The sequence below is a fragment of the Rothia nasimurium genome (genome assembly GCF_014217215.1).
GTDB classification, from domain to species: domain Bacteria; phylum Actinomycetota; class Actinomycetes; order Actinomycetales; family Micrococcaceae; genus Rothia; species Rothia avistercoris.
In genome coordinates, this window is record NZ_CP056080.1 from 1,011,471 (window position 1) to 1,034,626 (window position 23,156).

At 60.4% G+C, this 23,156-nt stretch carries 18 protein-coding genes; 13 read left to right on the plus strand and 5 right to left on the minus strand.

All coding sequences use genetic code 11. The annotated features are described in order from the left end of the window. The first annotated feature begins 4 nt into the window (after positions 1 to 4). Both rsmD and HWU94_RS04730 read left to right on the plus strand, forming a co-directional pair. The gene (gene rsmD, locus HWU94_RS04725) at positions 5 to 565 is read left to right on the plus strand and encodes a 16S rRNA (guanine(966)-N(2))-methyltransferase RsmD (protein ID WP_185174523.1); all 561 of its coding nucleotides are present in this window, start codon (positions 5 to 7) and stop codon (positions 563 to 565) included. A gap of 14 nt (positions 566 to 579) precedes the next feature. Next, the gene (locus tag HWU94_RS04730; RefSeq protein WP_185174524.1) at positions 580 to 1,197 is read left to right on the plus strand and encodes an LURP-one-related/scramblase family protein; all 618 of its coding nucleotides are present in this window, start codon (positions 580 to 582) and stop codon (positions 1,195 to 1,197) included. A 5-nt stretch (positions 1,198 to 1,202) separates the two neighbouring features. On the opposite strand, the gene HWU94_RS04735 is transcribed toward HWU94_RS04730, so the two are convergent. Further along, positions 1,203 to 2,420 (minus strand): aminotransferase class I/II-fold pyridoxal phosphate-dependent enzyme, encoded by a 1,218-nt coding sequence (locus HWU94_RS04735; protein WP_342355184.1) that lies wholly within the window; start codon positions 2,418 to 2,420, stop codon positions 1,203 to 1,205. A gap of 156 nt (positions 2,421 to 2,576) precedes the next feature. Between HWU94_RS04735 and coaD the strand changes: the two genes are divergently transcribed. The 5 genes from coaD (at position 2,577) to mutM (ending at position 5,620) form a co-directional block, all read left to right on the plus strand. Beyond that, complete coding sequence (coaD, locus tag HWU94_RS04740; RefSeq protein ID WP_135011067.1) at positions 2,577 to 3,053, plus strand: pantetheine-phosphate adenylyltransferase; 477 nt, start codon at positions 2,577 to 2,579, stop codon at positions 3,051 to 3,053. A 169-nt stretch (positions 3,054 to 3,222) separates the two neighbouring features. Beyond that, positions 3,223 to 3,705: a DUF177 domain-containing protein gene (locus HWU94_RS04745; RefSeq protein ID WP_185174525.1), complete on the plus strand. Its 483-nt coding sequence runs from the start codon at positions 3,223 to 3,225 to the stop codon at positions 3,703 to 3,705. 33 nt (positions 3,706 to 3,738) lie between these two features. Next, positions 3,739 to 3,942, plus strand: coding sequence for a 50S ribosomal protein L32 (gene rpmF, locus HWU94_RS04750; protein WP_135011069.1), 204 nt, complete (start codon positions 3,739 to 3,741; stop codon positions 3,940 to 3,942). A 10-nt stretch (positions 3,943 to 3,952) separates the two neighbouring features. Beyond that, positions 3,953 to 4,636 carry a ribonuclease III gene (gene rnc / locus HWU94_RS04755; RefSeq protein WP_185174526.1) on the plus strand — a complete coding sequence of 228 codons (684 nt, stop codon included), beginning with the start codon at positions 3,953 to 3,955 and terminating at the stop codon, positions 4,634 to 4,636. A 30-nt stretch (positions 4,637 to 4,666) separates the two neighbouring features. After that, positions 4,667 to 5,620, plus strand: coding sequence for a bifunctional DNA-formamidopyrimidine glycosylase/DNA-(apurinic or apyrimidinic site) lyase (gene mutM / locus HWU94_RS04760; protein ID WP_185174527.1), 954 nt, complete (start codon positions 4,667 to 4,669; stop codon positions 5,618 to 5,620). A gap of 143 nt (positions 5,621 to 5,763) precedes the next feature. Here the strand turns inward: mutM and HWU94_RS04765 are convergent, their stop codons facing one another. The 3 genes from HWU94_RS04765 to HWU94_RS04775 are packed head-to-tail and all read right to left on the minus strand — an operon-like array spanning position 5,764 to position 10,579. Continuing rightward, positions 5,764 to 6,828 carry an NAD(P)-dependent oxidoreductase gene (locus tag HWU94_RS04765; RefSeq protein ID WP_244956029.1) on the minus strand — a complete coding sequence of 355 codons (1,065 nt, stop codon included), beginning with the start codon at positions 6,826 to 6,828 and terminating at the stop codon, positions 5,764 to 5,766. After that, entirely contained in the window at positions 6,822 to 9,539 is a 2,718-nt protein-coding gene (locus HWU94_RS04770) for an alpha/beta fold hydrolase (protein ID WP_185174528.1), read from the minus strand. Before HWU94_RS04770 ends, HWU94_RS04765 begins: the two co-directional genes overlap by 7 nt. An 8-nt stretch (positions 9,540 to 9,547) precedes the next feature. Beyond that, positions 9,548 to 10,579, minus strand: a complete 1,032-nt coding sequence (locus HWU94_RS04775) for a 3-oxoacyl-ACP synthase III (protein ID WP_185174529.1) — start codon at positions 10,577 to 10,579, stop codon at positions 9,548 to 9,550. 199 nt (positions 10,580 to 10,778) lie between these two features. Here HWU94_RS04775 and smc point away from each other — a divergent pair, with 199 nt between their 5' ends. Continuing rightward, positions 10,779 to 14,255: a chromosome segregation protein SMC gene (gene smc, locus HWU94_RS04780; protein ID WP_185174530.1), complete on the plus strand. Its 3,477-nt coding sequence runs from the start codon at positions 10,779 to 10,781 to the stop codon at positions 14,253 to 14,255. A gap of 5 nt (positions 14,256 to 14,260) precedes the next feature. Here the strand turns inward: smc and HWU94_RS04785 are convergent, their stop codons facing one another. Continuing rightward, positions 14,261 to 15,619 (minus strand): MFS transporter, encoded by a 1,359-nt coding sequence (locus tag HWU94_RS04785; RefSeq protein ID WP_185174531.1) that lies wholly within the window; start codon positions 15,617 to 15,619, stop codon positions 14,261 to 14,263. A gap of 154 nt (positions 15,620 to 15,773) precedes the next feature. On the opposite strand from HWU94_RS04785, the gene ftsY reads away from it, so the two are divergent. The 5 genes from ftsY (at position 15,774) to HWU94_RS04810 (ending at position 23,139) form a co-directional block, all read left to right on the plus strand. Further along, positions 15,774 to 16,877 (plus strand): signal recognition particle-docking protein FtsY, encoded by a 1,104-nt coding sequence (gene ftsY, locus HWU94_RS04790; RefSeq protein WP_185174532.1) that lies wholly within the window; start codon positions 15,774 to 15,776, stop codon positions 16,875 to 16,877. Positions 16,878 to 17,162: 285 nt separating this feature from the next. After that, on the plus strand, positions 17,163 to 18,419 hold the full coding sequence (locus tag HWU94_RS04795) for an ammonium transporter (RefSeq protein ID WP_185174533.1): 1,257 nt from the start codon (positions 17,163 to 17,165) through the stop codon (positions 18,417 to 18,419). Between the two features lie 12 nt (positions 18,420 to 18,431). After that, complete coding sequence (locus tag HWU94_RS04800) at positions 18,432 to 18,770, plus strand: P-II family nitrogen regulator (RefSeq protein ID WP_185174534.1); 339 nt, start codon at positions 18,432 to 18,434, stop codon at positions 18,768 to 18,770. 143 nt (positions 18,771 to 18,913) lie between these two features. Then, positions 18,914 to 19,741: an exodeoxyribonuclease III gene (locus HWU94_RS04805; protein WP_185174535.1), complete on the plus strand. Its 828-nt coding sequence runs from the start codon at positions 18,914 to 18,916 to the stop codon at positions 19,739 to 19,741. A 110-nt stretch (positions 19,742 to 19,851) separates the two neighbouring features. Continuing rightward, positions 19,852 to 23,139, plus strand: coding sequence for a type ISP restriction/modification enzyme (locus HWU94_RS04810; protein WP_185174536.1), 3,288 nt, complete (start codon positions 19,852 to 19,854; stop codon positions 23,137 to 23,139). Positions 23,140 to 23,156 lie beyond the last annotated feature (17 nt).

Sequence of the window (23,156 nt, forward strand, 5' to 3'; positions counted from 1 at the left end):
CCGAATGAGCCGCATCATTGCAGGAGCCGCAGGCGGCCTGCGCCTAGCCAACGTCCCCGGCGACAACACCCGCCCCACCACCGACCGGGTCAAAGAAGCCCTTTTTTCCCGCCTGGATACCTACAACATGCTGGACGGCGTACGCGCCCTCGACCTCTTCGGCGGCTCGGGCGCCCTGGGCTGCGAGGCCCTCTCGCGCGGGGCCTCCCATGTGGACTTCGTGGACCACTACCCCAAGGCCGTTACCGTTATCGAAAAAAACATCGCCGCCGTGGGCAAGACCGCCGGGGGTACTACCCGCGTGCATAAGATGACGGCTCGCACTTACCTTTCGGCGGGGGCCTCCGCCTGGGACCTGGTCTTTATCGACCCGCCCTACGCCGTGACCAACAGCGAACTCGAAGAGCTACTGGCCCTGCTGGCACCCCGCCTGACCGAGGGGGCAGTGGTGGTGGTTGAACGGGCCTCCCGCACCGACGAGCCCACCTGGCCCGAAGGCCTTGAAAAGTTTGCCGAGAAAAAATACGGTGAGACCGTGCTCTACTATGTGGAGCCCGCCGTCTAGTTGAGGGTAGAACTATGAGTGAGAACACAAACAACCCCGGTCATCAGCCCCAGCCGACCCCAGAAACGAGCCAGGGAGCGTCCGCGCCCCTGCTGACCGAAAACACCCTGGTGGTGCAGCAAACCCGCAGCTTCATGAGCAATGACTTTGAGATGCAGAGCCAGGACGGGCGCGTGCTCGGCCGGGTGATCACCACCGGCTCAACCGCAGGCCGCCTGCTCAAGGGCAACCGCACCTTTGACCTGGTCGACGGCAGTGGGAACCTTCTTCTCAAGATTGTTGACCCCTTTGACTTTGGCCTGGACCGCTACGAACTGCTGAACCCCGATGGTTCCCTCTTCGCACACGTGCAAAAGCAGTTCTCTTTCATGCGCAAGCGCCTCACCATCGAGCTGCCGGGCCTCACCCTGGAGCTTGAAGGTAGCCTCTTCGAGTACGACTTCAATATCACGGTTAATGGCCATGTAGCTGCCCGCGTTGCCCGCGAATGGGGCGGCCTGGTGGCGGGGTTGCGCGGTAAAAGCCGCTACGGGGTGAACTTCGACCCCGGCGCCCCCGGGCCCGTGCGCCTGGCCATGCTGGGCGGCCTGGTTGCCCTTGACCTCATCCGGGCAAAGGACGCCCGCAACTAGGGCTCTTAGCCGCTATAGGCACGCAGGCGGGTGGCGGCGTCCTGTAGTACTTCAGGGCGTTTGCAGAAGGCAAACCGTACATAGGTCTGCACCTGCTGCCGGTAGGCCTCGGTCGTAAAGGCGGTCAGCGGAATCAACGCGACCCCGGCCTGCTCGGGAAGCAGGTGGCAGAGCTCTTCTGCTGAGCTCAGGCCCCGCTCAGTCAGGACCCGCGACACATCAGCTACCGCGAAGAAGGTACCTGCCGGGGGAGTTACCTCCCACGATGAGCCCGCTAGGTTTTCCACCAAAATGCGTCGCTGCTGGGCGTACCGGGCCTGCACGCCGGTATAGAAGTCATCACCCAGGCCCACACCAACAGCCGCAGCGGCCTGCAGGGGAGCGGCCGCCGAGTGCGTGAAATAGCCCTTCACCAGGCGAATGGGGAGTATAAGGTTTTCTGGGCCGGTCATCCACCCCACCCGCCAGCCGGTGGCCGAATGGGTCTTCGAAATCGCTGAAACCGCCACCGTGCGCTCAGCCGCCCCCGGCAGGGTCTGAATGGGCTGGTAGGGGCCGGTAAAGACCAGGTGTTCGTAGACCTGGTCAGCCAGAATCACAGCGTCGAACCTGGTCGCCAGCTCCACGATTTTAGTCTTTGCTTCGGTTGAGAAGACCATACCTGTGGGGTTGTGCGGGTCGTTGACCACCACCAGGGCTGTGCGGTCAGAAAAAGCTGCTTCAAGGGCGTCCAGGTCGGGTTCAAAGGTGGGCGGCACAAGCGGAACGGTGCGGACGCGCGCCCCGGCTAGGGCGGCAGCGGCAGGGTAGAGGTCGTAGTAGGGTTCGAAGAGAACAACCTCGTCGCCCGGTTCTACTAGGGCCGCAATGGTAGCTGCCAGGGCTTCAGAGGCGCCGGCGGTTACGGTGACCTGGGTATCGGGGTTGAGGGTGAGCCTGTAGAAACGCTGCTGGTGCTCGGCAATGGCCTGCCGCAGGGCGGGGTTGCCCGCGATGGTGGCGTACTGGTTGACCCCGCTAGCCAGGGCGTCAGCTGCTGCCCGGAGCATCTCTGCGGGGCCGTCCGTATCTGGAAAACCCTGCCCCAGGTTTAGGGCGCCGTATCGGTGGGCAAGGGCTGACATCTCTTCGAAGATGGTAGAGCGCCAGTGGCCGTCCGCCCCCATCAGCCCGGCTGCTAGCCCAACCCGTTCAAAGGACCGTTGCTTCTTCATAGTGGCCATCTGGTGCCTACCCCGCTCTCGTCTAGCCCACCGCCGTAAGTGCAGGGGCAGGCGTCCGTATCTTTGTCTGAATCCAAGATTACCGGCCTACCCCTGTTGCCCAAGAGAGCATGACTTAGTGTGTCATACCTAACCAACCTGCTGTAGCCTAGAGACATGCAATTGGTTGTCTGCCCCGGATCCTTTGACCCCATCCACAACGGTCACGTCGAAATCATCACCCGCGCCGCAAAAATCTACGGTAACGTCATCGTCGCGGTCTCCCACAACTCCAAGAAAAAGTACCGCTTCACCCTTGAAGAGCGCGTCGCCATGGTTGAGGAAACCTTCGCCCTCTTCGACGGGGTGAGTGCCAAGGTGCTACCCGAGGGGGAGCTGCTGGCTAACTTCGTGCGCGACCAGGGGTCCGTACTTATCGTGAAGGGGCTTCGCAATACCGCCGACTATGAATACGAGGCTCCCATGGCCTCGATGAACCGGCACATCGCCGGGGTTGAAACCAGCTTTATCGCCGGGGACCCCAAGTACAACCACATCTCATCGACCATCGTTAAAGAGGTCGCAGGCTTCGGTGGGGACGTGCGGGCTTTTGTTCCGCGCGCGGTGCAGCGGGCCCTCTACCCTGAGCATTAATGTGGTCAGCCAAACAAGAGGTTAAACCTAGAGCGCTTGATTCGGCCGGTCTTAAGCCCCTAAAATAGGTACTTGGTTTAAAACATTCGATAGGGAGTTCGTCATTTCACGAAAAGATTCATCGCCCCTTAAGATCTCGGTTCGAGATCTAGCTCATCGCCCGGGCGCAATGGAGACCCTTGATGAAGTTCTGCCAGCGCCAAGCGACTTTGGCAACGCTCTGATTGAGGCGGAAGAAGGCAGCGACATTGACCTCAATGTTCGCCTGGAATCCGTTTCAGATGGTATCTTGGTAACTGGTACTGCAACTGTCACCGTTTCCGGTGAATGCAGCCTCTGCCTAGACCCGGTTGACTTTGATGTTACAGCCGATGTTCAAGAGCTTTTTGTTTTCGAGAAGGCCCCCGAAGGCGGCCCCGAAGATGAAGTAGATGAGCAGTACGCCGTAGAGAACGATGAAATTGATCTCGAACCGGCGCTGCGGGACGCAGTGATTCTTCAACTGCCGTTCCAACCTGTTTGCAGTGACTCCTGTCAGGGCCTGTGCTCCGAATGCGGCGCACGCCTAGAGGACGACCCTGAGCACCACCATGAGGTCATCGACCCCCGGTGGAACGCGCTATCAGCGCTGCTCGATGCGAACGACAAATAAAACTTATAAAGCAACAAGAGAAAAGAGATAGCTGTGGCTGTTCCCAAGCGGAAAATGTCCCGTGCTAACACCCGCGCCCGCCGTTCCCAGTGGAAGGCTTCCGTTCCTCAGCTGGTCAAGACCGTAGAAAACGGTCGCGTCACCTACTCCCTGCCCCACCAGGCAAAGCTCGTGACTGACTCAGCTGGCAACGAACTCTTCTACGAGTACAAGGGCCGCAAGGTAGCTGACGCCTAATTCGCGCCTTATGACTAACTCTGCATCACAAGAGTTTCTGAAACGTCTCGGTATCGACCTCGATACCGAGACGTTTCAGCTTGCAATGACTCACCGCTCCTACTCCTTTGAAAACGGCGGCATACCCCACAACGAGCGCCTAGAATTCCTGGGTGACTCCGTGCTGTCCCTGGCCGTCGCCTCAGAGCTCTACAAAAAGTTCCCTGACCTGCCCGAAGGTGAGCTGGTCAAGCGCCACCACGTGATTGTTTCTACCCGAACCCTAGCCAACCTGGCCCGCAGTCTCAAGCTGGGGCCCTGCGTCCGCCTGGGTAAGGGCGAGAAGAAAACCGGTGGTGCCGATAAGGACTCCATTCTGGCTGACACCATGGAGGCCGTCTTCGGTGCCGTGTATATGAAGCACGGCCCTGAGGCCGCCCACCAGCTGGTGCTGGCCCACACCTCCCACCTGCTGGATGACAACAAGACCTTGAACATCGGGCGCGACTGGAAGACCGAAATCCAGGAATACGCTGCCGCCCAGGGCACCGGCGAGCCCGTCTACGAAGTTGAGGGCACCGGCCCCGACCACGCCCGCCGCTACACCGCCAAGGTCCTCCTGGCCGGGAAGGTCATGGGGCAGGGCAAGGGCACCAGCAAGAAGGAAGCCGAGCGTATGGCTGCCGAACAGGCCTACTACAGGGTCTACGGCTAGGCCAGGCCAATTTGGAAAGGCGGAGTGAATATGCCGGAGTTACCCGAGGTCGAGGTGGTCCGCCGGGGCCTAGCCGGGCACATCCTCGGTGCGGTGCTGGAACGCGTGCAGGTAGTGGACGGACGCTCGGTGCGGCGCCACAAGCCCGGGCCGGTGGATTTCGAGCGGCTGCTGACGGGCCTGCGCGTGGCGGATGTGGCTAGACGCGGCAAGTACCTCTGGCTGCTCTTTGAGGGCAACGAAGAATTTGCCCTGGTCATTCACCTGGGCATGAGCGGGCAGGTTCTGCTCAAAGCCCCCGAGCTACCGGCAGAAAAACACCTCAAGGTGCTCATAGACTTAGCAGGAGCCACCGATGAGAGCGGGCGCGAAGCCCCGCTCACCCTGCGCTTTGTGGACCAGCGCATCTTCGGCGGAATGTTTGTAAGCCCCCTGCTGCCCACCCGCAACGCCGCCGGGGAGCCGGTACCGGGGGCGTCCGCCTCCGCCCTGGGTCTGGCCCTCATCCCGCAGGCCGTTGCCCACATCGCCCGTGACCCGCTCGACCCCCACTTCGACTTCGGGCAGTTCAGACGCACCATGCTGGGCACCTCCACCGGCATCAAGAAGCTCCTACTCGACCAAAGCGCCATTTCCGGGGTTGGTAATATCTACGCTGACGAAGCCCTATGGCGGGCCAGGCTACACTACGCCAAACCCGCCAAGAGCATCCCCGCCTCAACCGCCCGCGAACTGGTGGACGCCGCGCGCACCGTCATGCGGGATGCCCTAGCCCAGGGCGGCACCAGCTTCGATGCCCTCTACGTCAATGTTAACGGGGAATCGGGCTACTTCGACCGGTCCCTCAATGCCTACGGGCAGGCAGGGCAGCCCTGCCCCCGCTGCCTAGACGCGGGGCGCACCTCGCTGATGGTGCGGGAGCCCTTCGGAGGAAGAAGCTCCTACCGGTGCTCTCACTGTCAGAGAAGACCTCGGGGCATGTAACAACATCAGGGGGTAGAAAGTCAGGCAGAGCGCCTAGGCCAGCAACCCTCTTGGCCTCGCGCGGGGCGCTCGCCCAATTCACCGCCAGCCCCGGTCCAGCTGGCTGTCGGCGCTCTGCCTGCCTATTCGAAAAGGGCTAGTTATTAGTTCCTACGAAATCTACACCCGTAGTAGTCGCCCAGCCGCTCATACCCTTCCTCCAGGGAGACGGCAGGGGACCAGTCAAGGAGTTCCCGGGTGGTGCGCTGGTCGAACCAGTGGGCGGTAGACAGCTGCTCGGCTAAGAAAGAGGTCAGCGGGGGAATCTGCCCGGGGGCACAACGGGCCCAGGCCTTTTCCATCGCCAAACCCAGCCCATAGGCCACGGACGCCGGCAACGAGTAGGCCGGGGGTTTGACACCGCAGGTGATACACATGCCGGCGATAATCTCACCGACAGGGCGGGGCTGGCCGTTGGTGACCACCAGGGGCACCCCGCGAATCGCTTCCAGGCGCTGGTAGCCGCGCACAAAAGCGTCCGCCCCGTTATCGATGTAAAGGGTGTCAATCATAGCGGTGCCCTGGTTGAGCAGGGGCAGACGGCCAGCGGCGGCGCGTTCTAGGACGCGCTCCACCAGCTGGGTATCGCCGGGGCCCCAAACAATGTGGGGGCGTAGCACACCCACCCAGAAGTCGTCCGCATCGTAGCTCAGGGCCAGCAGCTCAGACTCGGCCTTAGACCGGGCATAGTTACCGCGGGCCTGGTCGGGGCTAGCGGGCGGGTTACCTTCGCCCACGATGGAGGCTCCGGTGTGGGCTACAGAGGGCGAAGAGGTGTGCAGGAACTTACCGATACCGACTGCGCGGGCAGCCTCAAGCAGGGTGCGGGTGCCCTCGACGTTGACCTGCCGGTAATCCTCCCATTCCCCGACCACAGATACCTTAGCGGCCAGATGGATAATCCCCTGAACACCGGTAACAGCCCGGCGCACCGCCAGCTGGTCGGTGAGCGAACCCTGCACCTGGTCGAAGCGGTCGGCCAGGTGGGCAGGGCACATCTGGGCTATACCGGAGTCCCCGCGCTGGAAGGCCCGCACAGCATACCCTGCCCGCAGCAGGGCAAAGACAACCTCACGGCCCAGAAGCCCAGAGGCGCCGGTGACCAGCACCCGCTCAGACCGGGCAGGCTGGCAGACCTCGGGGGTAAGAGGACGCAGTGAAACTACCACGCGATAACCCCCTTGCCCAGACGGGCCTTTTTCCCCTGGAGGAGTTGCTCAGCCCAGGCAGCAAGAACCGGGCGGTCAATCTTCGAGTTGTGCCGCACATCGGTGGGGTGCTCAGCAACCACCAGCACAGCCGATACCTCTACGCCGGTCTCAGCCAGTACCCGCTCCCGCACCCGCTGGGCCAGATCAACCGGAGCCAGGCCATTGCGGGTCTTCTTGCCCCGGAAGGTGGGGCCAACCTCGGCCACGATGAGGACGGACGCCGCCCCGGCCGGGCCGGTAGCAACAGCGGCTGCCCGGCGCACCTCGGCATCGAGTTCGGCTGCCTGTTCCAGGGCAACCGGGGTGAGTACGCCCTGGGCTGTCACCAGCACGTGGGCAAGGCGGCCCTCAACCCAGAGGCGTCCGCTGGCATCGAAATGCCCCACATCGCCGGTACGGTGCCAGCCGGGGGTGGCGCTGGAAGCGCGTTCGGTGACCCAGAGAGTGTCGTAGCGGTCCTTGATGTGTGGGGCTGCCACCAGAATCTCACCGGTGATACCGGGCTCGGTGGTGACCTCGGTTGATGCGGTTCCATCCGGCAGCAGGGGAGCAAGCTGCAGGGCTGCCCCGTGGACGGGGGTACCAACGCAGACGCCACCACCAGCACCGAGAAGCCCGGCTGCCGCGTCCTGCTCAGCCTGCTGAATCTGGGCGTAGGAGACGTCGGTGGTGGGCAGGGCCTCGGTCATACCGTAGGGGGTGTGTAGGGAGGCAGCCGGTAGCAGGGTCTGTAGGCGGGCCAGCAGGGGAGAAGTAATGGGAGCCCCGGCGGAGAGCAGAGTGGTGACCTGCCCCAGGGCAGAGCGCTGCTGGCTGCTCAGGCCATCGACGGTCTCGAGCACGTTCATCAGGGCTGCCGGTGAAGCAAAGACCGTGGTTGCCCCAATTGCAGAAGCTGCCGATGCCAGGGCGGCGGCGGTGAGGGTCTTAGGTTTGGTGACATCCATTGCCGGGGTGACAGATGTAGCTCCCAGGGCCGGGCCCAGCAGGGCAAAGGGGGCAAAACCCGCAACCAGACCGCTGCCGGCAGCCAGATCGTAGGTGGCTGCGATAGTATCCCGCATAGCCGCCAGCTGGCGGTGGGTGTAGACCACGCCCTTAGCCGGGCCGGTGGAGCCTGACGTGTAGAGGATGGCGGCGTCCGCATCGGGGTCAGGGTCGGCTACCGCAAAAACCTCGGGGGCTGCAAAGTCATCGACCGCACCCACCACGCCCAGGGCCCGGGCGGCGGCAGCGGGGAGGGAACCGGCTGCAATGCGCTGGCCGGGCCAGCCCAGGGTACGGGCCAGGGTGAGGGCAGCCGGAATACCGATGAGCCAGGACGGGCGGGCCCCCTTGAGCGCGCGCGTCAGCCCCGCAGCGCCCAGGCCGGTATCAGCCACAACAATCACGGCTCCGATCTTGAGGCAGGCGTAGATGAGGGTGGTGAGTTTAATGCCGGGTGGCACCAGCAGATTGACCCGGTCGCCGGGCTTCACCCCGAGCCGGTGCAGGCCAGAGGCAACCCGGTCTACCTCGGCAGCTAGTTCAGCCCACGAGAGCTGGGCGGCTACCTCGGTGCCGTCCCCCTTGCTACTCATATCAACGATAGCTAGGGTGGTGTCGTCCGCCCGGTCTGCCAGCTCGGCTCCCATGGGGCGGTAATGAGCGGACGCCGGCACCCGGGCAGCGCGCGCGGTGAGGTGGAGGTCCCGCTGGGTGGTTCCGGTGACAAAGTGCTCGGTCAGCCAGGCCAGAATGGGGCTGGCGATGTCTTCATCTTCAGCAACCAGGTGACTGGCGGTTTCAAAACGGTGGATGTCGGCCTGCGGCAGACGGGCGGCCAGGTCGGCCATGTAGCGGCGCTGGAAGACCGGGTCTTTAGTGCCCCAGAGCATCAGGGCAGGTACATTGAGCTCGGTCATGCCTTCGGCAATAGAGACCATGGGGCGGTAGCTGGCAGCCGCTTCGGTTGCCGGTATGTCGGCCACGAAATTCCGCACGCCCACCCGGTGCTCGGCGGTGGGGTAGGGCAGCTTGTAGGCCTTCTTGACCGCAGCATCAAGACCGCCCTGGGCCAGGCCCAGAGTCACGTCGATAAAGGCGGTTGATTTTTCGGTCGCCCAGGAATGCAGAGCCGGGTGGAGGGCCGCTTGCAGGGCTACCGGGATTTTCTCACCGGCGTCATGAAAAACGGCGGTGTTGGTCAGCATGACACCCGAGACAATCTCACGGTGGCGCAGGGCCCACCCCAGCGAGATCAGCCCGCCCCAGTCATGGGCCAGTGTAACCAGGGGAAGCTCGGTAGTATCAAGCCCAAGCGCGGCCGTAAAATCACCGAGGTCAGCGATACGGTCTGAGAGCGAGCGGGTCAGGCCGGTACGCTCCGAATAGCCCATATCGAGCTGGTCTACCGCTACAACGCGCCAGGGCTGCTCGGCAACAGTGGCGGCAGCGATGACCGACCGCCAGAGATAGGACCAGGTGGGGTTACCGTGCACCGCCAGGACGGTACCGACCGGGGTGCGACCGGCGGCCTCGAGAGCCGGGCCGTTATCGAGGTAGTGCCAGCGGCGGCTAGCCCCGGCTTCTTCTACCGGGGCGGACGCAGGCACCTGCACCTGCTGGGACCAGGCAGGGTCAACGCCGGGCCAGAGGGCAGGAACGGGAGTGAGTTGAGAAAACGTCATAGTGGCTCCTACCAGGTGATTTCCATGAGCGCGGTGTTCAGGCCGGAGCCCACACCCATGCAGAGAATACGGTCACCGGCTACGAAGTGGGCGCTTTCCTCAGCCAGGGTCATGGGAAGGGCAGCTGCCGCCACGTTACCCCAGACCGGGAAAGTCATGGGGATGCGCTCGCGGTCGATACCCACGGCCTCAATAATGGCGTTGGTGTGGGCGTTAGAAATTTGGTGGGTTACATAGGAGCGCATGTTGCCCCAGTCCCAGCCGTTTTGGTGAGCTTCTTCCCAGGCCTCAGCGACCAGCTGCAGGCCGTGCTTGAGCAGACCGGCGGCATCCGTATTCATCCCCTGGTCGGCTTCACCGCCAATGCAGAGGTTGCGGTGCTCGGTTCCCGCGCGGGAGACCGAACCGACAATCGTGTGGCCTGCGGGGTGCAGGTCGGAGCGGCCAATGACGGCGGCCGCAGCTCCCGAGCCCAGGGTTAGGGTAGCGAACTGGGCCAGCACATCGTCTCGGGTTGAATCGGGGCGGTTGAGCTGGCGCAGGGCGGTGGCGTGCCAGGGGGAGGGGTCTTCGCCGTCGACGATGAGGGCGTAGTCGATAGCCCCGGCGTCAATCATGGTAGCAGCAACCGTAATGCCGTTGACGAAGCCCAGGCAAGCGTTGGTGATATCGAAGTTCAGAGCGTGGCGGGGCAGGCCCAGGCGGTCGTGAATACCCACGGCTACAGCAGGTTCAAAATTATCGCGGGTGACCGAGGTGTTAATAATCAGTCCGATTTGTTCCTTGCTGATACTGGCCTGGGCGATAGCCTGCTCAGCAGCCTGCACCGCGCCGTCCTCAAAATGCATGGCCGGGCCCCAGGCGCGGCGCTCGCTAATACCGGCGAGGCGCTCGAGCAGACCCTTGGGCATCCTCAGCCGCTTGTAGGTGGCCGCTAGTTGCTCGTCAAAGTAGGAGCTGGTGACGACCTCCGGCGGTAGCACCCTGGTTACCGATAGCAGGGAGGCGTTCTTGTGGCGAATATCTGAATTAGCGGTCAATCTACTCTTCTAGCCTTAGTGCGGACTTGGGTAAGCCCTTATTTGAAGAAAAGGGCACTTTTTCAATAATATGCCCCGGCGGGGCAGGTGCGGTGATTGATGGTGCGGGTTCATCTCACACCGAACAGGGGCGCGGGCCTGCGGTAAAGTGGTAAGCCGACCTAAACCCGCTTTTACCCAACCGATGGGGCCCACCACTATGTACCTAAAATCTTTGACCGTGCGCGGCTTTAAGTCTTTTGCGTCGGCCACCGTGTTTGAGTTTGAGCCTGGCTTGAATGTGCTGGTGGGACCGAACGGGTCGGGTAAGTCAAACGTGGTGGATGCCCTTGCCTGGGTGATGGGTGCCCAGGGGGCTAAGCAGCTGCGCGGTGGCGCCATGAAGGATGTCATTTTTGCTGGCGGTGGCTCCCGCGGTGCGCTGGGGCGCGCCAAGGTTGAACTGGTGATTGATAACGAGGACGGCGCCCTGCCGCTGCCTCATGCTGAGATCCGGCTTTCGCGCACCATGTTTTCTGCAGGCGGTTCTGAGTACGAGATCAACGGGGAGCCTGCCCGCCTGTCTGATGTGCAGGACCTGCTGGCGGACGCCGGTGTGGGCCGGGAGCTCTACACCCTGGTGGGGCAGGGGCAGGTCGATAAGATTTTGCACGGCACCGCTGATGACCGTCGCGAGCTGATTGAGCAGGCTGCTGGCTTGCTCAAGCACCGTAAGCGCCAGGCGAAGACCGCGAGCAAGCTTGATGATTTGAAGACCAATCTTGACCGGCTGGAGGATCTAGCCGGTGAGTTGGCTGAGCAGCTGGAAGGACGCCGGGAGCAGGCTGACGCGGCCCGGGCAGCTAGCGAGGTGGCGGGCCGTGTTCGCAGCCTGACCGCTGATCTTCTGGCTCACGATGCACGCGCCCTGATGCAGGAGCGGGAGGCCGAGCAGGTCGCTGGCCAACAGGCTGAGGCTGCCCGCCTAAGGGCGCAGGAGCGCTGCCGCACCCTCGAGGGGCAGCTGGGGGAGTTGGCTAAGGCCCGGCAGGTAGCCCAGCAGGCTCTAGATGAGACCACCCAGCGCCGCACCTCCCTGAAAGAGGTTGCCCACCTGGTGGAGACGGTCCAGCTGGTGGCTACTGAACGCTTGTCCGCCTCCCACCACCAGGAAGAAGATCAGGACGCCGCCGCCCGCCTGGTTTCGGCTCAACAGGCCTGTGCTCGGGAGGAAGAAAATCTTGAACGGGCCCGGGAGGCGGGGAAAGCAGCTGAAGAAGAACTTACCGCTGCCCCCTCTGCCTTAGAAAAGGCCCAGGCGGAGCAGGGCACAGCTCGGCAGGCCCTGGCTATGGCCGACCAGCAGGTGCGGGACTATAAGGAGAACCTGTCGCAGCTCACCTCCCAGCTGGCTACCGCCCGCGTAGCTTTTGAGCGAGCCGGTGAAGAGGCCGCCCGACGAGTAGCTGAGTATGCCGAAGCTAAAGAGCAGGGGGCTTCAGCCGGTGCTGATACCGAGCGTGCCCAGGCAGCCGTGAATGGCTACCGGGAGCAGCTAGAGCGGGCCGAAGCCGAAGAAGAAAATCTGCGTCGGGCGCGGCAGCAGGCGAGCGAAAAAGTGGAATCCAGCCGAAAAGAGCTGCATCAATCTCAGGTAAAGCTTCATGCTGCTCAAGCTCGCTGCGAGGCTCTTGAAGCAGCTTGGCAGTATGACGATGCTGAAAGTGGTGATAGCGAAGATCTCCGCCAGCAGGCCGTGGAGCAGGGAGCTCAGGAACTTATTTCTCTACTTGAGATTGAAGATGCCTGGCAGGCTGCTGTGGCTGCTGCTCTGGGCCCCTATCTGAGGGCCCTCGCCCTGACGAGCGGTGAGTCTCTGCCTGCTGGAGTAACCCAGCTTTATTCTGTCGCTGGTAACATCGAGCAGATTGGCCTGCGTGAACTATCTATATCTCAAGCTGAGGTTTATCAAGCTCGCCCGCTAGCGGACGTCCTGACCGCACCACAGGCCGTCAGTCGCGCCCTCGCCGTGCTCACCGCTGATACCTACCTGACTCCCGATCAAGAAGCCGCCCGCGCCCTGGTAGCTGCCCACCCGGGCGTCCGCGCTGTAACCCCCGACGGAACCGTGCTAACCGCAGGATCAACCCTCTACCCCTCCCAAGAGCGGCCTCTGACTGAACGCTACGCTGAACTCATCCGAGCTCAACAGACCCACCGGGAGCTTGCCCAGCAACAGGAGCAGGCAGAGAGGGCCCACCAGCAGGCCGAAGAAGCACTAAAGACTGCTCAGGAGGCTGAAAAAGCCCAGGCCCGCACCACCGGCTCACTCACGGCCCAGCTAGCTGCCGCCCGGGCAGACCTTGCCACCCTCACCGGCCGGGCAGAAAGCTCACAGGCGGCCCTCGACCGTCTGCAAGAAGCCGCCACCCGCGCCGAAGAAGCCCAGAAAGAGACCCAAAGGCACGTGGAGGCCGCCCAAGAGGCCCTGGCTCGGGCTCGCAGCACGGAACCCCAAGCCGATAGTGCTACCCTGCGCGAGGCCGTCCGCACCGCAGAAAAAACCCTGGTCGAAGCCCAGGAGGCTAAAACCCTCGCCGAGGCCACAGCAACCTACGCCCGCGAAAAAGAGGAAGCCGCCCAGGCCCGCCTCACCCAGGCCCAAGAAGCCCTTGCTGCCCTCGAAAAAGCTGAGGAGACTCGTCAGCTGCGCCAACAAGAGGCCGCTGACTCCGGGTATCGTGCCCGCAGTGTAGCTGCCTGCGCCAAGGCTCTGGCGCTGGCCATCGAACAGGTGGAGAGCCAGGAGAACGAGGAACACCGCAAGGCCCTGGCCCGTGCTGAGCAGGCCCAGCAGGCCCTCACTGCCACACGCGAAGAACTGGCCGGTGCCCAGACATCGCTGGCTGCTGCCCTGACCCTGCAGGCTGAATCGTCGGCCCAGGGTGCCCGCGTTGAAGCCCGCTGGGAAGGCCTGACCCAGCGGGTAGATAGCGAGTTGGGGCTCAGTCTTGAGACCCTACTAGAGAGCCACAAGGCCAGGGACCTACCCCGGGAGAACATCGAGACTGACCTGGCGACAGCCGAGGCAGAGCTGGCCCGCCTGGGGGTTATCAACCCCCTAGCCCTTGAAGAATACGAGGCCCTCGAACAGCGCCATAGCTACCTACGCCAGCAGATTAAAGACATCAAGACCTCGCGGGCAGACCTGCGGGCCGTGATGAAGGACGTGACCGGCCAGATCGAAACCTCTTTCAGTCGGGCACTAGCCGATGTGCAGGTTGAGTTCAGCAGGATTTTCGCCCTGCTCTTTCCCGGCGGCCAGGCCGAGCTGGTGCTGGCCGACCCCAACGACCTTGAGCACAGCGGGCTTGATATCAGAGTGACACCGGCCGGTAAGAAGGTCACCCGTCTTTCCCTGCTCTCTGGCGGCGAGCGCACCCTGGCCTCTCTGGCCCTGCTCCTGGCGGTTTTTATGGCCCGGCCTGCCCCCTTCTATGTGCTGGATGAGGTAGAAGCGGCGTTGGATGACCGTAACCTGGGCCGTCTGCTGGAGGTGCTGGGGCAGCTGAGGGAGAAGTCCCAGCTGCTGATGATTACCCACCACCAGCGCACCATGGCCCAGGCCGATACCCTCTACGGCATCACCATGCGGCAGGGGGTGTCAAGCGTGCTCTCGCACCGCCTGGCGGACTAGGGTAGCTACTTACCGGTGTAGCCTTCGTCGGCTATGTCTGCCGGGAACTTGGGGCGGTAGCCGGGGAACCAGCCAACAGCCGCAAGAAGAAGTAGGGCACCGGCCACGATAAAGGCGGGGAAGAAGCCCCAGGCGTCGATGATAAAGCCAGCTACGAGCGGGCCGACAATCAGGCCGATGTCTGAGACCATCTGGTAGTAGGCCAGGGGCTGACCGCCTGAGCGCTTGTTGCCCACAATGTCTGAGACAGCAGCCTGCAGGGAGGGGCCGAGTAGAGCCGAGGCAATGCCCAGAAGTACGGCTGCCCCCACAAAGACAAGCGGGTTGGTAATCAGGCCAAAGACGATGGTGACGATACCTGCCAGAATCAGCCCGGAAAAGACCATGGGACGGCGGCCAATCTTATCGCCCATCTTGCCCGAATAAATCTGGACCAGGGCGTTCCCGGCGGCGTAGGTGGCCAGGGTGAAACCTGCCAGCTTGGCTCCAGCAACTGCGGCATCGTAGGTGGCTTCACCGGCATGCAGGTTAGCCAGGAGGGCTACAGCGGCGAGGGGAACCACCGTTGACTGCAGACCGAAGACGCTCCACCCTACCGCCAGGTTGGTCACGAGGGCTGCTTTGAAGTTGGTGAACTTCAGGGCATCGGCCAGCTTGAGTTCGGGCTTGGGTACAGCGATACCCTGGGTGTTGAGGTTGACCTCCTGCGGCTCGTCCTTGAGCTGGGTGAGCACTACCAGGGCAGCGCACAGGAGCATTGCCGCATAGACAAAGAAGGGCATCCGCATACCCAGGGACGAGGCCGCTGCCCCCAGAACGGGCCCCAAAATATTACCCAGCAGGAAGGACGTAGCAAAGTAGCCCGAGACCTTACCCCGAATCGTCGGGGGTGAGTTGCGCACCAAGATACCCATGGCGGCCACGGTGAACATGACCGAGCCGGTGCCACCGACAATGCGGGAGGCAATCAGCATGGGGTAGTTAACTGAAAGTCCGGCGCCAATGGACCCCAGCCCCACAATAATGAGGCCCGCTGAGTAGATGCGGCGCTCGCCGAAGCGGGAGATGAGGCGTCCGGACGCCGGCGCGAAAGCCAGGCGCGAGAGGGCGAAGGCTGAGACGACGAAGGTCGCTGCCATGGCTCCCACATCGAAGCTGCGGGCAAAGCCGGGGAGCACTGGAGCGACCAGACCGTAGCCGAGGGCAATGAGGAATGAGGCTGCAATAAGGACCTTAATTTGGGTAGGTACCTTGACGGTTTCGGTGGCGCGGGGCTTTTGGTTGCGGCTTTCCTGCCGTACGGATTCGGGGATGATGGGGATAGCCCCGGTGTCCATGGAGGGGGTGGGGATGTGGTTGCTCATGCGGTGATACTCTGGTGACTCTTTGCTGTGTCAATCTATCTGAAAAGTATCATAACTCACAAAAGTGGCCTCTGTGGGGCGCACTGTGCAGAAGTGCATTCTACTCCCGCTGTTGGGGCTGTATGGGGCGGGGAGAATATGGCAAGCTAGAAGGGTGAATGATTCTCTAACTCTCATTGTGTACATACTTCTCGGTGTGCTGATTCTAGGTGGCGTGCTTGCGGTTCTGCTCCGCGGCCCTAAGGCCCCTAAGGAAGGCTACGAGGGCACCCGCGATGCCGATGACCTCCCCGCAGATAGCGCTGACGGGCCGGTCACCACTATCGAGCGTCCGGCGTCCGCCCAGGGCCGTCTGGTGCGCCTGCGCGCCCGTCTCTCACGCTCCAATAACCTGCTGGGCAAGGGCCTGCTGGCCCTGCTGTCCCGCGACAAGATTGACCAGGACGTCTGGGACGAGGTCGAGGAGACCCTGCTCCTGGCAGACCTGGGTGCCGAGCCCTCAGCCCGCCTGGTGGAGGCCCTGCAGCAGCGTGTGCGCGTGGAGGGCACTGAGAATCCCGCCCACGTCAAGCAGATGCTGCGTGAGGAGCTTCTTTCAATCGTGGGTGAAGATACCGACCGCTCCCTGGCCCTGGACGGTGCCGACGGTAACCCCGGCGTCGTTCTGGTCGTTGGCGTAAACGGTGTGGGCAAGACCACCACTGTGGGCAAGCTGGCCCGCGTAATGGTCGCTGAAGAGAAGAACCTCCTGCTGGGTGCAGCCGACACCTTCCGCGCGGCGGCTGCCGACCAGCTCCAGACCTGGGGCGACCGCGTAGGGGTGGATACCGTCCGCTCCGATAAGGACGGCGCCGACCCGGCTTCCGTTGCCTTCGAAGCTATCCGCGAGGGCAAGGCCCGCGGCGTCGATACTGTCATGATTGACACCGCCGGACGCCTGCAGAACAAGGCCGGCCTGATGGACCAGCTGGGCAAAATCAAGCGCGTGGTCGAGAAAGAAGCCCCGGTCACCGAGGTGCTCCTGGTCATTGACGCCACCACCGGCCAGAACGGCATGATCCAGGCCAAGGTCTTCTCCGAGGTCGTTCAGATTACCGGTATCGTGCTGACCAAGCTCGACGGCTCAGCAAAGGGTGGCATCGTGGTCGCTATCCAGGAAGAGCTGGGTGTGCCCGTCAAGCTCATCGGCCTGGGCGAAGGCCCCGACGACCTGGCGCCCTTCGAGCCCGGTGCCTTCGTTGACGCCCTCCTTGACTAAAGCTCAACCTGAGTTCACCTAGGAACCGGGGGAACTGTTTCAAACAGTTCCCCCGGTTTTTTCATACCCGCCTAGAGCGCCGGTAACCTGTCCGTTACTGTCCGAAACACCCCCGTAACCCCTGTTTTCATACCCGCAACACGGGGAGGGCACCTGTAACCGGGGCGAAACTCCAGGCGCAAGCAGCCGAAACACGCGCAGAGAACAATAGAACCTGTCAACACACCAAGAGCCGGTCTACCGGCACACAGGTTTTCTCTACGGGTTTTGAAAGGGGTAACAGGCATGGAACTCACCGCCAGTGATGTTTGGACCGTGGTCGCCGCGGCACTTGTTCTGTTCATGACACCGGGTCTCGCTCTCTTCTACAGCGGTATGACGCGAGCCAAGTCAGCACTCAACATGATGATGATGTCGGTCATCTCAATGGGACTTGTCGGTGTGTGCTGGGTACTTTGGGGCTACAGGATGAGCGGGGGAGACGCCCTCATCCACGACATCGTCGGCTCACCCTTCAACGATTTTGGCCTATCAGCTACGCTTGCGGACGGCGGCACCAACCTCCTCTCGGTAGCCTTCAGTTCCACCTTCGCTATCATCGCGGTGGCTATCATCTCAGGGTCTATTGCAGACCGCGCCCGCTTCGGCGCCTGGTGCATCTTCGTGCCCCTCTGGCTCACCCTGGTCTACTGCCCCCTGGCCTTCATGGTGTGGGGCGGTGGCCTCTTCGGTGAAGAGGGCTTCATCGGGTCCATGTTCGGCGAAGCCATCGACTTTGCAGGCGGCCTGGTAATTCACATCAACGCCGGTGTCGCCGGTCTCATCCTGGCCCTGGTGCTGGGTGCTCGCAAGGGCTTTGGTGAAGACCCTAACCAGCGCCCCCACTCCCTGCCCCTAGTCATGCTCGGTGCAGCTATCCTCTGGTTTGGCTGGTTCGGCTTCAACGTGGGGGCTGCTGCGGACGGCGCCCAGGCAGGTCTGATCTGGGTCAACACCCTTGCCGCCCCGGCAGCTGCCATGCTCGGCTGGGCCCTGCTTGAACGAATCCGCGACGGCCACGTAACCTCCCTGGGCGCGGCGTCCGGCCTGGTCTCTGGCCTGGTAGCCATCACCCCGGCCTGCGCCAACGTTGACCCGGTCGGTGCCCTGGCCCTGGGCTTTATCTCGGGTATCGCCTCAGGCTGGGCTGTGGGCCTCAAGTACCGCTTCGGCTACGACGATTCTCTTGATGTAGTGGGTGTACACCTGGTCTCCGGCCTCATCGGCACCCTGGCCCTCGGTTTTATCGCAACCCCGGCCACCGGAACCGCCGGTCTCTTCTACGGTGGCGGTCTAGGCCTGCTGATTACGCAGACCGTTGCAACCGTTATTTCCATGATCTTCTGTGCGGTCATGACCCTGGTGATTGTGATTCCGATTCACCGCACAATGGGCTTCCGCGTCAGCGAAAAGCAGGAAGTCCAGGGCATCGACCTGGCCCAGCACGCTGAGACCGCCTACTCCATGTCCACCGGCACCTCCGGTGCCTTCGCCAAACACTAGGGGAGCCGTACCATGAAACTGATTACAGCGCTGATTCAGCCCGAAAAATTTGATGATATCCGCGAAGCCCTCGAAAAGTTTGGGGTCGACGGTATGACAGCCTCCGAAGCCCAGGGCTACGGTCGCCAACACGGTCACGTTGAGGTCTACCGGGGCAAAGAATACGACATTCGCCTGATCCCTAAGGTTCGTCTGGAAATCCTGGCGGACGCTGACCGGGCCGAGGACATCATCGACCTCATTATCGCCACCGCTAATACTGGTAGCGCCGGGGACGGCAAAATCTGGGTGAGCAGCGTGGATGAGGTGGTTCGAGTCCGCACCGGAGAACGCGGGCTCTCTGCCATCTAAACACAAGCGACATACAAATCTAGGGCAGACCCACGGTTTCGTGGGTCTGCCCTTACTTTTTGCAGTCTGGGTAGGAGAGCTGGCAGGGAGGGGCGGACGTGAGTCAGGGCGGCGGCGGGGGAGTGCCGGGTAGACTAGGGGGCATGAAACTTGTCTCCTGGAATGTTGATTCACTCAATGCTGCACTCACCAGTGAGTCGGCCCGTGCCCTGCTCTCCCGTGATGTCTTTGCCTCTATCGCCCTGTTGAACCCCGACGTCCTTGCCCTGCAAGAAACCAAGCTCTCTGCCAAGGGGCCTACCAAGAAGCATCTCGAAGCCCTGCACGCCTACTTCCCCGACTACAAGATTGCCTGGGTATCTTCCGACGAACCCGCCCGCAAGGGCTACGCCGGGACCATGTTCCTCTACCGCCCCGAACTGGAACCGGTTGTCACCTACCCCCGCCTTGACGCGCCGACCACCATGGACTCCGAGGGGCGTATGATTACCCTCGAATTCGAAAACTGCTACATCACCCAGGTCTACACTCCCAACGCCTCCGAGGGGCTGCGCCGCCTGGCTGACCGTCAGGTCTGGGATCGTCTTTATGCTGACTACCTGGCAACCCTGGACGCCAGCAAGCCGGTACTGGCGACCGGCGATTTCAATGTTGCCCACACCGAAATCGACCTGGCTAACCCTAAGTCCAACCGCCGCTCACCCGGCTTTACCGATGAGGAACGAGAGGGCTTCACCCACCTACTTTCACGTGGGTTTACCGATACCTTCCGCCACCTGCACGGCGATATTACCGGTGCCTACACCTGGTGGGCCCAGCGCTCTAAAACATCCAAGATTAACAACACCGGTTGGCGTATTGACTACTGGCTGGTCAGTGACCGCGTGGCCGATAAGGTCACCACATCGGAGACGATCGATTCAGGACCCCGCCAGGATCACACTCCGATCCTGTTGGAAATTGAGCTGTAATTCTAGAAACAATTATGCCGTCACGATTCATCTACTTTAACCAGCTGGTTCGTGACGGCGATACAATGAGGGGCGACATTAAACGTATTTAGCTTCCACGAGGTTCCCCTTTGACTCAGACAACAAAAGCATATCTAGACGAGTATGTTAAAGCCGTTAAACAAAACCTAGCAACAGGCATAGGGGAGCCTGAAGCGCAACTTACAACACCTACCGCGGTTCTTATCCAAAATGTGGGGACAAGTTCAATATCCGGGGTGGGTACTGTAGTAACAGTTCGGGAAACTCGCCTAGATGGGGGCGATGCACGTCCTGATTTTGGCGTTGTTGTAGACGGTCTACTTACGGGCCATGTTGAGTTGAAGAAACCAGGAACTTCGCTTGACCCAGTGAGCTTTGATAAGCGTAATAAAGAACAATGGAGAAAGCTAAGGCGTTTGCCAAATCTTCTCTATACCAATGGCTCTGAATGGTATCTGTATTCATTTGGTGAGCTAGTTGCCCAGGCAACTGTTCATCTCTATGCGGTTACTCCAGATGAAGCGATCTACCAGTTTGAGCGACTCTTAAAGACTTTTTTGGCCTGGGAACCGCTACCGATTACTAAGGCGAGTTCTTTGGTAGAGCGTATGGGGCAGCTCGCGGCTCTGCTTCGTGAAGAGATACTGGTCCAACTCAAGGAACAGCGTAAGGCCAAGAACAATAATCCCAGGGTTGCCCTAGCTGATTTGTACCTTTTAGGTTTGAAAGATGACTGGCGTAGCGTTCTCTACCCTGGTGCCACTGATGAAGAATTCGCGGATGGTTTCGCACAGACCGTAGTATTCTCTCTGATTATTGCCGTCTCCGAAGGCCTTGAGGTCAATGTTCAATCCCTCAACGCTGTGTCACGTGATTTGCGCGGTAATCATGGCCTTTTGGGGAGCGCTTTGGGTTTGCTAACCGACTACATAAATGCAGACAGCCCCCTTTATCGGACTTTGACTATTATTACCAGAATGTTTGAGGCCGTTGCCTGGGAGGAGATTTCTCAGGGGAAAGAGGACGTTTACCTCCACCTTTACGAGCATTTCTTGAGCGTTTATGATCCTGAGCTACGCAAGAAAACGGGTAGTTACTATACGCCTGTTGAAGTTGTGGACTCTATGGTTCGGCTGACTGATGAAGCTCTCCGTGGTTTCTTAGGGAAAGATATGGGGCTAGCATCGGATGGGGTAGCTGTAATTGACCCGGCGATGGGTACAGGTACGTATCCGCTGTCAGTTTTGCGCTCTGTTGCTGCTAATCCCGACTTGTTAGGACCGGGGGAAGTTGCAGACCGTGTGAGCGCAATGGCTGAGAACCTTTACGGTTTTGAGCTACAGTCTGGTTCATTTGCGGTAGCAGAACTCCGGATTAGTCAGACAATTGAGCAGCTTGGTGGCACAATCCCAGACGAGGGGTTGAACCTATACGTCACGGATACTTTGGAAGACCCTACTGCCACCTCGAATAAGCGTATGAGCTATAACCTACAGGTAATTGCCCAGCAACGGATTTTGGCGAATAAGGTTAAAGCTGAAACCCCGATTCAGGTATGCATAGGCAACCCGCCTTATAAGGACAAATCTGAGGGTCTGGGGGGATGGATAGAGTCGGGTAACATCGATTCAGGGGTCCCTCTTGCTGACTTCCGTAAGGAGGGCAATGGGCGTTTTGAATATGTCCTGAAAAATCTCTATGTTTACTTTTGGCGGTGGGCCTTCTGGAAAGTCTTTGAATCTGCTGAGACAACAGATACTGGGGTAGTTTGTTTCATTACCGCAGATGGCTATCTGCGTGGTCCAGGTTTTGCGGGTATGCGTGAGTACATTCGCCGTAAGACCAGCCGGGGCTGGATTATTAACGTCACTCCTGAAGGCAAGACCCCGCCAGCTAAGAACGCCATATTCAACATTGAGACTCCTGTTACGATTGCGCTCTTTGTAAGAGAACCGGGAACATCCGAAGATACCCCAGCTGATATCCGTTACATTGCTCTGGGAGGAACTCGAGAACACAAATTCAAGCAACTAGAGTCTCTGACTCTCAAGAGTGAGCGTTTCGAACCAGTTCGTGAGGGTTGGGGGGATAAGTTCACGCCTAAGCCGACAAGTGATTGGGATAGCTACCCGGCTATTTCCGATCTCTTTCTATGGCAAAGCCCAGGTATTAAGCCTAATAAGACGTGGGTTTATGCACCATCAACCACGGTATTAGAAACCCGCTGGACGCACCTTGTTTCCGAGGAAAATCTTGAACTCAAAAAAGAGATGTTCAAGGAAACTTCCAGTACATCCCTTCAGAAAACTTGCAAGCCTTTACCTGGTATCGACGTCGTTGAAGATACCACTAACCCTGTTGAAAACCTCGATTGGTTGGTTGGTACTAAAACAGTCCGTGTTGGGTATCGCTCCTTTGACCGACAATACTTAATTCCTGATAGTCGATTACTTCATAGGCCGGTTCCAAATCTATGGGCAGCACGCATTCCCGGCCAGATTTTTGTGGTGGAACAACATGCTCGTTTCCCAGAATCTGGCCCCGGATTGTATTTTGATTCGCTGATACCGGATATGAACCATTTCAATAATCGAGGTGGGCGTGTCCACCCCCTTTATCACCCGGACGGTAGTGCCAACCTTATTGAAGGTGTCCTCTCCTCGCTCGCTGATAGACTCGGATTAGAGGTCACTGAAGAAGATATTGTGTTCTACCTAGCTGGGATTACTGGACACTCTGGTTACGTTCGAACCTTTGACGAAGAACTGCAAGAAGCTGGTATCCGTGTTCCGGTTACGGCTGACCCCGAGCTGTGGACTAACCTGGTGAAACTAGGCCGTAATATTGTCTGGCTCCATACCTATGGAGAAGCCGGTGAACCTATTCCAGGGATATCGAGAATCAGAGACGTAGGTGATGGGTACAGCCTGCCAATCTATGAGAAGGCCATGGGCCGTGATATGCCAGAGGATAAGCCGACATGGGAGCCCTCTATCACCATCGGCGAGCATACCTACGAAAGAGTCGTGTGCTTTGGTAACGCAATCTGGTCTGGCGTTGATCGCCGTGTCTTTGATTACACAGTGGGCGGAAACAACGTGATTGGCTCATGGGCGGGATATAGGCTCAAAAGCCCTAATGGTAAACGTACCTCTCCCCTGAACAATATTGTTCAAGAGACATGGCCCCGGGAGTGGTCGGAAGAGTTCAACGAGCTTCTCGCTGTTCTGACTCATCTTATATACCTCGAAGACCAGCAACAGACTCTGTTGGAAGCTGTTTTGACCGGTCCGCTCATTTCTCTTGAGGAATTTGAGAAAGCTGGGGTAATCTTCCCTCAGACTAGCCGAAGTCGCAAGCCCAAGATGCCCAGCTAACAAAGTTAGGTAATTTA

Excerpts from the sequence above, each read along its gene's own strand:
- HWU94_RS04785 (WP_185174531.1), bottom strand. The coding sequence starts at position 15,619 with ATGAGCAACCACATCCCCACCCCCTCCATGGACACCGGGGCTATCCCC.
- HWU94_RS04795 (WP_185174533.1), top strand. The coding sequence starts at position 17,163 with ATGGAACTCACCGCCAGTGATGTTTGGACCGTGGTCGCCGCGGCACTT.
- coaD (WP_135011067.1), top strand. The coding sequence starts at position 2,577 with ATGCAATTGGTTGTCTGCCCCGGATCCTTTGACCCCATCCACAACGGT.
- HWU94_RS04745 (WP_185174525.1), top strand. The coding sequence starts at position 3,223 with ATGGAGACCCTTGATGAAGTTCTGCCAGCGCCAAGCGACTTTGGCAAC.
- rnc (WP_185174526.1), top strand. The coding sequence starts at position 3,953 with ATGACTAACTCTGCATCACAAGAGTTTCTGAAACGTCTCGGTATCGAC.
- HWU94_RS04730 (WP_185174524.1), top strand. The coding sequence starts at position 580 with ATGAGTGAGAACACAAACAACCCCGGTCATCAGCCCCAGCCGACCCCA.
- HWU94_RS04800 (WP_185174534.1), top strand. The coding sequence starts at position 18,432 with ATGAAACTGATTACAGCGCTGATTCAGCCCGAAAAATTTGATGATATC.
- HWU94_RS04805 (WP_185174535.1), top strand. The coding sequence starts at position 18,914 with ATGAAACTTGTCTCCTGGAATGTTGATTCACTCAATGCTGCACTCACC.
- mutM (WP_185174527.1), top strand. The coding sequence starts at position 4,667 with ATGCCGGAGTTACCCGAGGTCGAGGTGGTCCGCCGGGGCCTAGCCGGG.
- HWU94_RS04735 (WP_342355184.1), bottom strand. The coding sequence starts at position 2,420 with ATGGCCACTATGAAGAAGCAACGGTCCTTTGAACGGGTTGGGCTAGCA.
- HWU94_RS04770 (WP_185174528.1), bottom strand. The coding sequence starts at position 9,539 with ATGACGTTTTCTCAACTCACTCCCGTTCCTGCCCTCTGGCCCGGCGTT.
- rsmD (WP_185174523.1), top strand. The coding sequence starts at position 5 with ATGAGCCGCATCATTGCAGGAGCCGCAGGCGGCCTGCGCCTAGCCAAC.
- smc (WP_185174530.1), top strand. The coding sequence starts at position 10,779 with ATGTACCTAAAATCTTTGACCGTGCGCGGCTTTAAGTCTTTTGCGTCG.